The organism is Planococcus antarcticus DSM 14505 (assembly GCF_001687565.2).
GTDB lineage: Bacteria > Bacillota > Bacilli > Bacillales_A > Planococcaceae > Planococcus > Planococcus antarcticus.
On sequence record NZ_CP016534.2, the window covers coordinates 2,622,389 to 2,635,854 of the forward strand.

The window sequence follows — 13,466 nt, forward strand, 5'->3', positions numbered from 1 at the left end:
AGTTATCTCCTTAATTGACTACTAATAATCCCAATCGATGATGATCGTGACGGAAAATAACATGCTGGCGCAAACGCACTTCAAGGTTATGGTCCAGCACTTCCAAACGACAGTGTGCAGCATTAACTTGAATTGCTTCATACAACTCCGACTCGTTTGCAATCGCAATGCCGTTTACTTTACGGATGACTTCTCCGCGCAATAAGCCCATTTTGTCAGCTGGAGAACCCGGCAACACATCAACAATCATAACCCCTTGAGACTGAGGTGTGACCGCATAGTTACCGCTGCGCTCTTTCAGTGCGAAATGGACCGAGATGGCTATGCGCCCAATCACTCCGACGGCCAGTGCGACAAATGCTAACGGCTGCCACAATAACGCAGCTAAACCTGGCACAACGATAATGATTCCCAAAGTGGAGACAGCTTTACTAACCACAGGATAAAGGTAAACCGGCAATGTCCGTTGAGAACGTCCCTTGAAGCCAAAGATGAACGGGAACAGAATCAGCGAAAAGCTGGTTTCCCCAATCGGCAACTGAGGCCAGTATGGCGCATACGAATCGATCAATTCACCCGGCACCACCAAAAGAATCGGCAGCAGCCATAAACGTTTCGAAATATAAGCTGCGGCCTTAAGTCCCCGTCCTGATTTATGCAACCTTGGAGAAGCCGCTTCTGCTGCCGCTTTATCAATCATTTTACCCTCAGTAAATACCAATGCTCCTGTAATAAGTGCTACAGGAATCAACCACTGATAGTTAAACTCTGTTCCTTCGAATCGGAATAACCCAAAATTTAAGGACCATTCGTTAGCATCAAATAACCAACTTAGCCCAACTGCCGCTGCAGCCAAATAAATGAACGAGCCTGCCTGATAAAAAGTCGTTACCATCAATAGAATAGAAACGATACTTAAAGCAATCAGCCATCCGATTGGCACAACCAAGCCAATTCCTGCAAACAACACAGAAAAGATGAGGGCATACAACCAGCCATCCTTTATCAGCCGTTTAAATTCGGTCAATCCGTAGACAATCCGAATCCTAAAAATTTTACGTTCTTTCTTTACACGATAATATCCCAACAGCACTGCAGCGAGCAATGCTATGTATAAAACCGGATTTATAAAAAATCCACCAATCGCTAACATTAAATCCATTATCACTATACTTACACCATCCTATCACCGACAATAAACGCTATCTCTCATTGTACCAAAAATAGCCGGCTTTCTACACTTCTTTTTCAGTTAACCAAATGCGGTACCCAATTGTTCCAAAATATCTTCAATGCCTTCAATTCCAGCAGACAGTCGAATTACTTGGCGTGTCACGCCGACTTTCTCTTTTTCTTCTGTCGAAAGTGCTCTATGCGACGTTCCATATGGATACGATACAGTCGTTTCCACACCAGCTAATGTTGGGACAATTTTGATCCAGCCAAGTGATGAAAAAAACTTCGACACATCAACTGTTTCCGGCAATTCAAACGATACGATTGCTCCAACTCCTGGATACCAGACGCGTGCTTTATCTTCTAAAAAAGCAGCAATTGCCACAGCGTTTGCTGTTTGTGTTTTCATTCGTAGCGCTAAGGTTTTAATCCCGCGAATCGTCAGCCATGCTTCAAATGGGCTTAAATTCAACCCTAAATTGACCACACGCTTTTCAGCAATACCAATCAAGTCTGCATCTCCAACTAAAACGCCAGATGTAACGTCACTGTGACCTCCTAGATACTTTGTCGCACTGTGTGCTACTAAATCTGCCCCAAGCAAGTAAGGAGACATTGTGTAAGGTGTAGCAAAGGTGTTATCGATCATGACACGCACTCCGTAATGGTCTTTCAATTGGCATAAAACTTCCATATCTTCTAAGCGCAAAAATGGATTAGTGATTGATTCACTAAATAGCAATTTGACTTCAGGGAAATCAATTAAAATTTGTTCGATTTCACTACGATCTGAAAAATCTGCAAAATGAACTTGGATTCCCATCAGCACCAATTCTTCCTTTAGCAAATGAAACGTTCCGCCGTAAACATCCTGAGCGGCTAGAACATGATCGCCGGATTTTACTACAGATAGGATTCCAGCTAGAATCGCTGAAGTTCCAGAAGACGCCGAAACTCCTTTAGGTGCTTGTTCTAAATCAGCTACGGTCTGACCAAGTGCATCAGTGTTCGGATTGGCTGTCCGTGAATACAAATAAGTACCATTGCCCTCGTAATAACCTTCAAGCTCTTCCAAAGATGAAAAAGAAAACGCCGAAGTTTGATAAAGCGGCATGACTTTCGATTGAATCGTCCGTTCCTTCATTGTAGCGGTATGCACTGATTTTGTTTCGATTGATGTCATTTTTCCATCTCCTATTCCATTGCTTCCACTAATTGCTCCATCATTGGTAAATCCATTGGACCCACAACTTTGTTCTGAATACGCCCTTCAGTATCAATCATATAAGATGTCGGAATAGATACCGCTTGGTAAGTGGCACCAACATCGCCTTTTTCGTCCATCGGAATGGCGAACTCTAGTCCAAATTCTTCGACAAACTCTTCGATTTCTTCCAACCCTTTGTCTTCTGTCGTTAAATTGACCGACAAAATGACTACATTTTCATCTTCAGCATGCTCATCAAAATAAGTTTGCATGTGCGGCATTTCCGCTCTGCACGGAGGACACCAAGTCGCCCAGAAGTTCAATAACACTTTCTGTCCTTGATAATCCGATAATGTGACCTCTTGACCATCTAATGCGGTCAACTGAAAATCTGGAGCTTTTTCTCCTTTAGCCAAGCCCTCGTCCGTTGGCAAAAAATCTACATTACTGCCGATTGCCATATTATCAAGCGCTTCGGACTCCGCCATGTTGTTTTTAACAGCCCCGATTATAACGAGTACTACCATAGTGGCCAGTACCAATAAGCCGATTATTTTTTTAGGCATCTGTTATTCACTCCATTCAACTTTCATCATACGATAAATGAGACCGGTTATTCCACTAAGTTTCTTTGAAAATGTGACAGAATAACTAGGATCTAAAAAAACAGCCGACATTAAGATGCCGGCTGTCTTGAACTTATAATGAAATATAGCTTGCTGGATTGACTGCGTTTGTCCGGCCGCCGTTCCAAGGTCCAACATGGATTTCGAAGTGCAGGTGATCGCCGAATGAACGTCCGGTATTCCCCATTCCGCCTACATTCTGCCCTTGCGATACTTGTTGGCCTACTGAAACGCCAATTGAATTTAGATGCGCGTAAACTGTCGCATGCGTTTGCCCATTAATCGAATGGGTGATGATAACTACGTTGCCGTATCCACCCATTGAACCGGCATAGGACACGAATCCGTTTGCCGCAGCGATAATAGCCGTGCCTTTGCTGTTGGCAATATCTACGCCCTGGTGGAACTCTGGTCCAGAACCGATATCACGCCACCCGAATTTAGAAGTAAAGCGCCCAGCAGTTGGACGGATAAATCCAGAACTTGTATTAACAGAAACTGCTGGTTCAGGCGCGCTGTATGCTGGTGTTGGAGTACTTGGTGCGCTCGGTGAAGCAGGAGCACTTGAGGCTTCAGGCTTACTTGCAGCTTTTTGTGAGGCTGCATTTTCTGCCGCTACTTTTTCTGCTGTTGCCTGCTCTGCTGCTCGTTCTGCCGCTAGACGTTCTGCCGTTGCTTTTTCTGCTGTTGCTTTTTCTGCCACTGCTTTTTCTGCTGCTGCTTTTTCTGCTGCTGCGCGTTCTGCCGCTAGTTTGCGCAAGCGTTCTTCTTCAGCTTTTCTAGCCAGCTCTGCGAGACGGGCTTGTTCGTTGACAATTTTCGTCTCCAATTCCGCACTCACATCAATCGTTTCGTCACGCTGTTGAACAAGTGTGGTTTTTTCTTTTGCCAAGCGTTCTTGCTCAGCTTTCAAATCCTTAACAAGACCCGCCTGCACGGCTTTCTGTCCGTCCAATGATTCTCTAAGGCCGACAAGTTCTGCGCGGCGTTCTTCCTGTTCAGCAAGCTTTGTTTCAACTTGAGCTTGCTGTTCGCCTAACAGCTTTTTATCTTCCGCTTGTTCGCTCATGATTTCACGATCTGCATCGATTAATGTGTTCACTGCTGAAAAACGGTCAATGAAATCTACAAAGCTATTGGCGCCCAACAATACATCTATGTAATCAACCGAGCCTCCGCTCAGCTGAATGGCACGTGCACGTTCTTGAAGCAACTCTGTACGTTCAGCGATCTTTCTTTCCAATTCTACAATAGATTTCTTCAGTTCATCAATTTCGATGATAGTCTGATCGATTTCACCTTGAACTCCGCTAATTTTTGACTGAGTTTCTTGTATTTTGTTCTCCAGATCCTGGATTTCAGCCATAATACTTTCCAGTGTGGATTGGTTTTGGTTTATTTCAGTGGATTTCACAGTAATACCTGAATTTAACTCATTTTGTTTTTCTTCCATTTTTTGCTGCTCTTGCTGCAATTCACTTAAAGTATCTGCGTTAACTGTTGGAATCAACAAGGTAAGCGCCAATACAGATGAAACACCAGTCAACAACCATTTCGACTTCGAGTTCAAGTTCGCGTTCCCCTTTCGGCTTTACGTTCTTTTCTATCTCTCTAAGTTTTCTCTATTTTACCCAAACTGCCTGGAGTCTCTCTAGTAGATTCAGACCGTTACTAACACTATCTTAAACCCGTAAAAATTTTCTAATCGACATAAAGCTTCCCCAAATGCCAATAAATACGCCCATTAATAAAATTAAGGCACTTACCTGGTAGATAAACGGAGTGAATTCCAGCAACTGAAACAGTTCTCCACTTAAACGAGGCTGTACAAGTTTAGTTACCTCGTTGTAAAGCAACGCTACCAGGCCAATCGGTACTATGGATCCCAATATTCCAAGCCACATGCCTTCCAAGATAAATGGAATGCGGACAAACCAGTTAGTGGCACCGACTAATTTCATGATCTCAATTTCTCGACGTCTAGCGACGATCGTAATGCGAATCGTGTTTGAAATCAAGAACATGGCGGTAAACAACAATGCCAGGATTAAAATCAATCCGACATTTCTTCCGGCATTCAAGAAATCAAAAAGTTTCTGTATTTTGTCTTTGCCGTATTCAACTCTTTCTATATTCTCTAAAGCTGCAATACCTGTAGCTACTTTTTCAGTTTGCTGAGGATCTACTGCTTTTACATAAAAAACATCGAATAATGGATTGTTTTGCTCGAATAAGCTTAACTCATCACCGAAATCAAGAACTAAATCCGTCAACTCTTCTTCTTTGGTTGAGAAATCGGTCGATTCGACACCTGGTATTTCACTAATTTGCGATTCTAGGCTTTGCACTGTCTCTTCTGTAGCATCCAATGAAATAAAAACTTTCATTTCGACGTCATTTTCGAGATCATCAGCTACTTTGTTCAGGTTCATCATGATTAAAACGAATACACCGACCAACAATAACGTTACTGTTACAGCACTTACAGATGCAAATGTCATCCAGCTATTGCGTCCCAGGCTTTTAAAACTTTCCTTAAAATGGCGCACCATTGTTCTAGCCTTCATAGCCGTAGTCACCTCCAGCTACATCGCGGACAATTAATCCGCCTTCTATTGCGATTACGCGATGTCTCCGCGTATTGACGATTTGTTGATTATGAGTTGCCATGATAACGGTGGTCCCTGCTTTGTTGATGCGTTCAAACAGATTCATGATATCCCAGGCCGTTTCAGGGTCCAAATTTCCTGTTGGCTCATCCGCGATCATCACTTTTGGCATGTTGACGATAGACCTTGCGATGGACACACGCTGTTGTTCTCCACCGGATAGTTCTGTTGGAAACATTTTAGCTTTGTGCTTTAACCCGACTAGATCCAATACTTCCATAACCCGCTTTCTGATGTCTTCAGGCTTTTCTTCAATGACTTCGAGCGCAAATGCTACGTTTTCATAGACACTCAACTTTGTCAGCAATTTGAAGTCCTGGAACACGACACCGATCTGACGGCGCAGCATTGGCACTTTTCTGCGTTTTAATGTTGCTATATCAATATCATCGACGAACATTTGACCAGAAGATGGTCGTTCTTCGCGATACATCATTTTAATGAATGTTGATTTTCCTGCACCACTTGGACCCACGATATAAACGAATTCACCTTGTTCGATTTCAACATTCAAGCCGTTCAAAGCGACAATTCCGTTGGGATATTTTTTGTAGACGTTTTTCATTTGTATCATTTTTATTACCCACCTATTAGTAATTGGCTTAAGCCAAATTATTTCCATAGAATTTTGCAGCAAACTCATTATAACACCTTAAACATATATTTTTATTACATTTCTGTATCATTTAAAATACAATCTGAATAATCTGAACTATAAGAAAAAATAAATTAGCAGATACTAACCTATTATTTAACTTCCATATTATAACTTTATACAACAAAAAAGTATTATACGCATTTTTAATAAACAAAAAAAATAAACTTGCTTTTTAGCAAGTTTATTTCATATTCGCCAAATACTCCGCAACTGCGTCTGCTTCGTCGCCTTCAATAATGTTGGCTGGCATTGCGCCTTGCCCATTCTCGATGATCGAACGAATTTCGTCTTGGGACAAACGCGATCCTACGTCGTTCAAGGCCGGAAAATTCCCTGCACCTTCCAAGTTCTCACCGTGGCATGAAATACAATTTTGTTGAACCACTTGCTCAGCATCAATTGAGGCTGTTTCTTCCCCGCCATTATCAGCAGGCGCTTCTTCTGGTTCTGTTGTTTCATCGCCGCCTCCGCATGCGCCCAATAAAAGTGTCGCACCGAACAGCATCGCCATCAATTGCTTTTTCATTTGGTGACCTCCTCTAATGAATTGTTTCTTTCTATTAGAGTATACCAAAGTTACGGTCTTTTGAAACCTTCACCTAAAACTTCAGAAGCGTCTGAGACGATGACAAAAGCTGAGGGATCGATAAATTTAACCAATTGTTTGAGTCTTGTAAATTCTGTTTGAGGAATAACTACCATCAATAATGGCTTCTCAGTTCCAGAATAGCCGCCTGTCGCTGTCAGTTCCGTTACTCCGCGATCGACTTCTTCGTAGATAGCATCGCGGATTTCCATTTGCTTTGTAGTGATGATATAGACCAGTTTTGATTGGCCGAATCCCACTTGGACAAGATCAATGGTTTTGGTCGTGACATACAAGCCGATCAATGCGTATAGCCCTTTTTCAATATCAAAGACCAATGCGGCAGCCAAAACAATAAAGCCGTCAATCATCGCCACACTGGTACCCAGAGTCCAGCCGGTATATTTTGTGATAATCTGTGCAGCCAGATCGGTTCCCCCGGTGGATGCCTTGCCCCGGAAAACGATGCCAAGTCCAAGTCCTACCATAATCCCGCCAAATAAAGCTCCCAGCAGAGGATCTTGCGTCCAAGGCTCCCATGATTCTGTCAAAAACACCACAAGGGGCAGGAACACTGTACCTACAGCGGTTTTAATGCCAAAATTTCTCCCCAATAAAATTAATCCTGCAGCAAACAAAGGGATATTAAAAGCCCACTGAACAAATGCCGGCTTCCATTCAAACAAACCCTTCAATATAGTACTAATGCCGCTCACGCCACCTGAAGCCACTTCGTTCGGCAATAAAAATACGTTGAAGGAGATAGCGACAATCGTTGATCCGATGATAACGCTGGCATAGTCTATGAACAAAGTCAGCAAGGGATGAGGATCTTTGCGAATACGTCGATTTTTTTTTGTCATTTGTTTTTCGTCCTCTTCTCTTTTATGTTCGATTAAACCCTGTCAGAGTATACCAAACGCTTACAGCTTTGTGAACTTCATCCGGGTAAAGCAAGACTTCACAGAGCTGAAGAATATAAAAAAAGTCCGAAAGCGGATATGCTTCGGACCTTTCGTTCTGCTCTTTTCCTATTCCATTTTGGAGCGCAATAAGGAATTGATAAATCCATCAATATCGCCATCCATGACAGCTCCTAAATTGCCTGTCTCGTAGTTGGTTCGGTGATCTTTGACCATCGAATACGGATGGAATACATATGAACGGATCTGACTTCCCCAGCCAATTTCCTTTTGTTCTCCACGGATTTCTAGAAGACGGGCTTCTTCTTCCTCAACTTTTAATGTATACAATTTCGCTTTCAGCATCTGCATCGCTTTTTCACGGTTTTTGATTTGCGAACGTTCCTGCTGGCATGTCACGACGGCGCCTGTTGGAAGGTGAGTGATTCGAACAGCAGAATCTGTGGTATTGATATGTTGTCCACCGGCTCCACTTGCCCGATACGTATCGACTTTCAAATCTTCCGTGCGGATATCGATTTCAATTTCACCAGTAAATTCCGGCATTACTTCACAAGAAACAAATGAAGTGTGGCGGCGCCCAGATGAATCAAAAGGTGAAATCCGAACTAAACGGTGAACACCTTTTTCAGCTTTCAAGTAGCCATACGCATTGTGTCCCCGAATACCAAGAGTAACGGATTTGACGCCTGCCTCGTCGCCAGCCAGATAATCCAAAGTCTCAACTTTAAAACCCCGTTTTTCTGCCCATCGCGTATACATACGCAACAGCATCGAGCACCAATCCTGAGATTCTGTTCCACCTGCACCCGGATGCAATTCCAAAATGGCATTGTTTTTATCGTAAGGCTCACTGAGCAGCATAGTCAATTCGTAATCTGCCAGGTCGGAGATAAATTGCTTCATATCCTTATTGACATCTTCATGCAGATCATCATCGTCTTCTTCTCTTAACAGCTCTAAAGACATTTCCATGTTCTCCTGCGTTTCCATGAAGCTGTAATAGGTATTGACGATTTCTTTTAGTCCATTCAATTCTGAAATGACCGTTTGCGCAGATTCCTGGTTGTTCCAAAAATCAGGATCGAGCATCATTTCATCTAACTCTTGTATGCGGGATTCTTTGTTTTCTAAGTCAAAGAGACCCCCTAAAGTCCGCCAATTTACTGGCTGATTTGTCGAGCTCGTTACGGATGTCTGCTAATTCCATCGTATGTTCCTCCTCAAAATAACACCGAAGAGCAAAAGCTCTTCGGTCTTTTCACACTCTCTTATGAAACTGTCCCATGACAGTTCTTATACTTCTTGCCGCTGCCGCACGGGCAAAGATCGTTTCGCCCAACTTCCATTTCTTTGCGGACAGGTGCCTTTTTCTTTTTTGGAGCCGGTCCGTCTTCTTTCGGATTGACTGCTTGACCTTTCGCAACTTCTTCACGCTCAAGATTGTTGCGAATCTCAGCCTTCATCGAATACTTCGCTACATCTTCTTCAATAGCCTCGACCATTGCTTCGAACATCGCAAAGCCTTCACTTTGGTATTCACGAAGTGGATCGTTCTGTCCATAAGCACGCAAGTGAATCCCTTGACGAAGTTGATCCATTGCATCAATATGATCAATCCATTTTGTATCGATTGAACGGAGCAAGACAACCTTCTCAAATTCACGCATACGTACAGGCGTCATTTCTATTTCTTTTTCATCGTAACGCATGCTAACCGCTTCTTTAATGTTAGCAATCAGCTCTTCTTGGGATTTACCCTGAAGGTCAGCTTCAGTTACTGTGTTTTCTGGAAGAAGATTTGCAGCAATCAATTCATTCAGTGATTTCAAGTGCCAGTCTTCCTGTTTTTCTTCTGCTGTATGCGTGTAGACCATACGCTCAATTGAACTATTGATCATATTTTCAACCAGTGCACGCATATTTTCAGTTTCCAACACTTCCATACGCTCTTTGTAGATGATTTCTCGTTGTTGACGAAGAACATCATCGTATTGAAGCAGGCGTTTTCGAGCGTCGAAGTTATTACCTTCCACTCGTTTTTGCGCGGACTCAACAGAACGTGTTACCATTTTCGATTGCAATGGCTGGGAATCGTCCATACCTAATTTGCCCATCATCGTACGCATTGCGTCTGAACCGAAACGGCGCATCAAATCATCTTCAAGAGACAGGTAAAATTGAGTAACACCGGGGTCACCTTGACGACCTGAACGTCCACGCAACTGGTTATCAATGCGTCGTGATTCGTGACGTTCTGTACCGATAACTGCAAGTCCACCCGCTTCAATAACACCTTCTCCGAGTTTAATATCAGTTCCTCGACCCGCCATATTAGTAGCAATCGTTACAGAACCTTTTTGACCAGCATTTAAAATAATTTCCGCTTCATGCTCATGATTTTTCGCGTTCAATACGGAATGTTTAATGCCTTTTTTCGTCAAATACTCCGAAATGATTTCTGATGTTTCAATGGCCACTGTTCCGACAAGCACCGGCTGACCTTTGGCATGGCGAGTTGCAATATCGTCCCCTACCGCTTTGTATTTACCCGCAGTAGTAGAATAAATCAAATCAACGTGATCTTCACGGATAATTGGTTGATTGGTTGGAATTACAATGACGTACATATTGTAGATATTGCGGAATTCTTCTTCTTCTGTCTTCGCTGTACCGGTCATACCAGACAATTTATCGTACATACGGAAATAGTTCTGGAAAGTGATGGTAGCCATCGTCATCGATTCATTTTGGATTTCTAGGCCTTCTTTAGCCTCAATCGCCTGATGCAAACCATCAGAATAACGCCGGCCTTTCATTAAACGACCGGTAAACTGATCGACAATGACAACTTCCTCTTCCTGGACAATATAGTCCACATCTTTGTGCATCGTCACATATGCCTTCAATGATTGATTGATTGTGTGATTCAGGCGAACATGGCTAATATCAAAAAGATTGTCGATACCGAATGCTTTTTCAACTTTTCCGATACCTTCTTCTGTCAAAACAACACCTTTGGTCGTCTCGTCATAGGTGTAATCCGTATCTTTTGTCAGCAAACGCGCAAACGCGTTTGACTGTTGGTACAATTGTGCCGCTTTGGCTGCCTGTCCTGAAATAATCAGAGGCGTCCGCGCTTCATCGATCAAAATAGAGTCGACTTCATCGATTACGGCGTAATTCAATGGACGTTGGACCATATCTTCTTTATAAAGCACCATATTATCCCGCAAGTAATCAAAGCCCAGTTCGTTATTCGTACTATACGTTACGTCAGACAAGTAAGCTGCTCGCTTTTCATCTTTGGTCAAACTATTTAAGTTTAAGCCGACAGACAATCCAAGCCATTCGTACAGCTCGCCCATTTCCAAAGCATCACGGCTGGCCAAGTATTCATTGACCGTTACTACGTGAACTCCTTTTTTACTGATGGCATTCAAGTAAACAGATAGAGTTGAGGTTAAGGTTTTACCTTCACCTGTCTTCATTTCTGAAATATTCCCTTCATGAAGAGAAACAGCACCCATAATCTGCACGCGGAATGGATATAGTCCAAGGATGCGCTTCGATGCTTCACGAGTCGTCGCGAAGGCTTCTGGTAGCAAGTCATTCAAGGACTCACCTTTAGCATGACGCTCTACAAATTCTTCTGTCTTCGCTTTTAATGCTTCATCGGTCAAAGCTGAAAAATCTGAAGCCAATGCTTCAACTCGATCCGCTACTTTTTCCAATCGTTTTAAATCCCGTTTATTCGGATCAAATACTTTATTCAATACTCCTAGCATAATTATACCGCTCCCTGCGTAAGTGTCCGCCGGCATCTAACATGCCGGGTGATCGCTTTAGCTTTTATAGTGCCCTGTTAAGCGCTGGCGCCTAAAGAACATATTTATCCAAATCATCATCAGTCAATTTTAAAAAAATCTCACTATTCATTTTAACACTGTGCAGAAATGCGTGCAAATAATGATGATAGTTCCTTTATCGATAAAAGAGCTTAAAACAGATCCAACTTATTCAAAATTATTAACGCCTTCAGAATCTTCATAAAAGAAAGCAAACCAAAAGCCTCTCATTTAGAGAGGCTTTAATGTCTGGCTATAAGAACTAGTAACAGAAAATACATGATCAATTTTTATTGTGCAGAAGTTTCAATCAACCCATAGCTTCCATCTTTTCGTTTGTAGACAATGTTTGTTTCATTAGATTCCGCATCTGTAAAGACAAAGAAATTATGCCCAAGCATGTTCATCTGCAGAACTGCTTCTTCTTCATCCATCGGTTTCAAGTCAAACTGCTTTGTGCGGACAATTGTGAAATCCTCGTCATCTTCTTCTGCTTCATTTTGGACGCGTGTATCATTTTCAGCAGTGGCGAATGCAAGGCCCATACCATCGCGCTCACGGAATTTACGATTTACTTTTGTTTTGTACTTGCGAATTTGACGCTCTAGCTTGCTGACGATCAAATCTATTGCTGCGTACATATCATCATGTCGTTCTTCAGCACGTAATGTCAGGTTTTTCATCGGTATAGTAACTTCCACTTTTGTTTGGTTGTGATTGTATGATTTCAGGTTGACCATTGCGGTAGCATTTGCACCGTCTGTGAAATATCTTTCAATCTTTTCTACTTTCTTTTCGATGTGTTCACGTATTGCGGGAGTTACCTCAATATTTTCGCCTCTGATGTTAAATTGCAACATGTTAACTCCTCCTTCTATTATGCTACTTGTACACTTCTACATCTTCCCTTGTCTTTCCTTCTTAAAACCAAAAAAGTTTTAAGAATATGGATTACAGGTAAACAGTATGACAAGGAGATGAAGTTCATGTTTACTAATAAAACCATCGTTGTAACCGGTGCTTCCCAAGGCATCGGCAAGAGCATTGCGGCGCATTTTGCCACTGAAAACGCACGTGTCATTGGGTTGGACATTCAGCCAATTCAACTAGAAGGCGTTGAATACCGAAAATGCGATGTCGGCAACTTCGAAGACGTCATAGCTGTATTCAAAAAAATCAATGAAGATTACGGTGCTATCCATGCATTGATCAACAATGCCGGAATTTCAACATTCAAATCCATCTGGGAAGTGGATGAGCAGGAATGGGACCATGTTCTGGATACTAATTTGAAAAGCGTCTTTATTTGTAGCCGAGAAGCAGCACGCTATATGTCGGAGGACATCCGTTCCATTATCAATATGACCTCGACACGGGCATTCATGTCGGAACCCAATACCGAAACCTATTCGGCATCAAAAGGCGGCATCTTCGCTTTAACCCATTCACTCGCAGCGACTTTAAGTGAAAAGGAAATTCGCGTCAATTCAATCGCTCCAGGCTGGATTCATACGGGCGACACAGCAAAACTGCGTGACGTCGATCATCAGCAACATTGGAGCGGCCGCGCCGGAGAACCCGCCGATGTTGCCCGCGCTTGCTTGTTCTTAAGCAACCCACAAAACTCCTTTATCACAGGAGAATGCCTGAACATAGATGGCGGCATGACAAGAAAAATGATTTATGAGCACTAACGAAAAGCGGAAGCGCCTGTTCAGCTCCGACAGGCATAAGGCAGACCAGCAGTGTGGCGTTCGTTGCCACGCAGATGGG

At 42.7% G+C, this 13,466-nt stretch carries 12 protein-coding genes; 1 reads left to right on the top strand and 11 read right to left on the bottom strand.

Annotation, left to right across the window (positions count from 1 at the left end; all coding sequences use genetic code 11):
- Positions 1 to 10: 10 nt before the first annotated feature.
- From BBH88_RS13095 to hpf, 11 genes are all read right to left on the bottom strand, one after another.
- Positions 11 to 1,162 (bottom strand): PDZ domain-containing protein, encoded by a 1,152-nt coding sequence (locus BBH88_RS13095; protein WP_006829762.1) that lies wholly within the window; start codon positions 1,160 to 1,162, stop codon positions 11 to 13.
- A 90-nt stretch (positions 1,163 to 1,252) separates the two neighbouring features.
- Positions 1,253 to 2,359, bottom strand: a complete 1,107-nt coding sequence (locus BBH88_RS13100; protein WP_006829763.1) for a trans-sulfuration enzyme family protein — start codon at positions 2,357 to 2,359, stop codon at positions 1,253 to 1,255.
- A gap of 11 nt (positions 2,360 to 2,370) precedes the next feature.
- Positions 2,371 to 2,949 carry a peroxiredoxin family protein gene (locus BBH88_RS13105; protein WP_006829764.1) on the bottom strand — a complete coding sequence of 193 codons (579 nt, stop codon included), beginning with the start codon at positions 2,947 to 2,949 and terminating at the stop codon, positions 2,371 to 2,373.
- A gap of 133 nt (positions 2,950 to 3,082) precedes the next feature.
- Positions 3,083 to 4,579: a murein hydrolase activator EnvC family protein gene (locus BBH88_RS13110; protein WP_006829765.1), complete on the bottom strand. Its 1,497-nt coding sequence runs from the start codon at positions 4,577 to 4,579 to the stop codon at positions 3,083 to 3,085.
- Positions 4,580 to 4,691: 112 nt separating this feature from the next.
- Entirely contained in the window at positions 4,692 to 5,576 is an 885-nt protein-coding gene (gene ftsX / locus BBH88_RS13115) for a permease-like cell division protein FtsX (RefSeq protein WP_006829766.1), read from the bottom strand.
- On the bottom strand, positions 5,566 to 6,252 hold the full coding sequence (ftsE, locus tag BBH88_RS13120) for a cell division ATP-binding protein FtsE (RefSeq protein WP_006829767.1): 687 nt from the start codon (positions 6,250 to 6,252) through the stop codon (positions 5,566 to 5,568). Before ftsE ends, ftsX begins: the two co-directional genes overlap by 11 nt.
- A gap of 265 nt (positions 6,253 to 6,517) precedes the next feature.
- Positions 6,518 to 6,862, bottom strand: a complete 345-nt coding sequence (gene cccB, locus BBH88_RS13125) for a cytochrome c551 (protein ID WP_065536712.1) — start codon at positions 6,860 to 6,862, stop codon at positions 6,518 to 6,520.
- 50 nt (positions 6,863 to 6,912) lie between these two features.
- On the bottom strand, positions 6,913 to 7,785 hold the full coding sequence (locus BBH88_RS13130; RefSeq protein WP_006829769.1) for a YitT family protein: 873 nt from the start codon (positions 7,783 to 7,785) through the stop codon (positions 6,913 to 6,915).
- Between the two features lie 168 nt (positions 7,786 to 7,953).
- A protein-coding gene (gene prfB / locus BBH88_RS13135) for a peptide chain release factor 2 (protein WP_154669162.1) occupies positions 7,954 to 9,055 on the bottom strand; the annotation gives its coding sequence in 2 pieces (ribosomal slippage) (positions 7,954 to 8,982 and positions 8,984 to 9,055; 1,101 coding nt in all).
- Between the two features lie 61 nt (positions 9,056 to 9,116).
- A complete protein-coding gene (gene secA / locus BBH88_RS13140) occupies positions 9,117 to 11,633 on the bottom strand; it encodes a preprotein translocase subunit SecA (protein ID WP_065536711.1) in 2,517 nt (838 codons plus the stop codon).
- 350 nt (positions 11,634 to 11,983) lie between these two features.
- Positions 11,984 to 12,553: a ribosome hibernation-promoting factor, HPF/YfiA family gene (hpf, locus tag BBH88_RS13145; protein ID WP_040852294.1), complete on the bottom strand. Its 570-nt coding sequence runs from the start codon at positions 12,551 to 12,553 to the stop codon at positions 11,984 to 11,986.
- Positions 12,554 to 12,679: 126 nt separating this feature from the next.
- Here hpf and BBH88_RS13150 point away from each other — a divergent pair, with 126 nt between their 5' ends.
- Positions 12,680 to 13,387, top strand: a complete 708-nt coding sequence (locus BBH88_RS13150) for an SDR family NAD(P)-dependent oxidoreductase (protein ID WP_006829773.1) — start codon at positions 12,680 to 12,682, stop codon at positions 13,385 to 13,387.
- Positions 13,388 to 13,466: the final 79 nt, after the last annotated feature.

Excerpts from the sequence above, each read along its gene's own strand:
- cccB (WP_065536712.1), bottom strand. The coding sequence starts at position 6,862 with ATGAAAAAGCAATTGATGGCGATGCTGTTCGGTGCGACACTTTTATTG.
- BBH88_RS13150 (WP_006829773.1), top strand. The coding sequence starts at position 12,680 with ATGTTTACTAATAAAACCATCGTTGTAACCGGTGCTTCCCAAGGCATC.
- secA (WP_065536711.1), bottom strand. The coding sequence starts at position 11,633 with ATGCTAGGAGTATTGAATAAAGTATTTGATCCGAATAAACGGGATTTA.
- hpf (WP_040852294.1), bottom strand. The coding sequence starts at position 12,553 with ATGTTGCAATTTAACATCAGAGGCGAAAATATTGAGGTAACTCCCGCA.
- ftsE (WP_006829767.1), bottom strand. The coding sequence starts at position 6,252 with ATGATACAAATGAAAAACGTCTACAAAAAATATCCCAACGGAATTGTC.
- BBH88_RS13130 (WP_006829769.1), bottom strand. The coding sequence starts at position 7,785 with ATGACAAAAAAAAATCGACGTATTCGCAAAGATCCTCATCCCTTGCTG.
- BBH88_RS13100 (WP_006829763.1), bottom strand. The coding sequence starts at position 2,359 with ATGACATCAATCGAAACAAAATCAGTGCATACCGCTACAATGAAGGAA.
- BBH88_RS13095 (WP_006829762.1), bottom strand. The coding sequence starts at position 1,162 with ATGGATTTAATGTTAGCGATTGGTGGATTTTTTATAAATCCGGTTTTA.
- BBH88_RS13105 (WP_006829764.1), bottom strand. The coding sequence starts at position 2,949 with ATGCCTAAAAAAATAATCGGCTTATTGGTACTGGCCACTATGGTAGTA.
- ftsX (WP_006829766.1), bottom strand. The coding sequence starts at position 5,576 with ATGAAGGCTAGAACAATGGTGCGCCATTTTAAGGAAAGTTTTAAAAGC.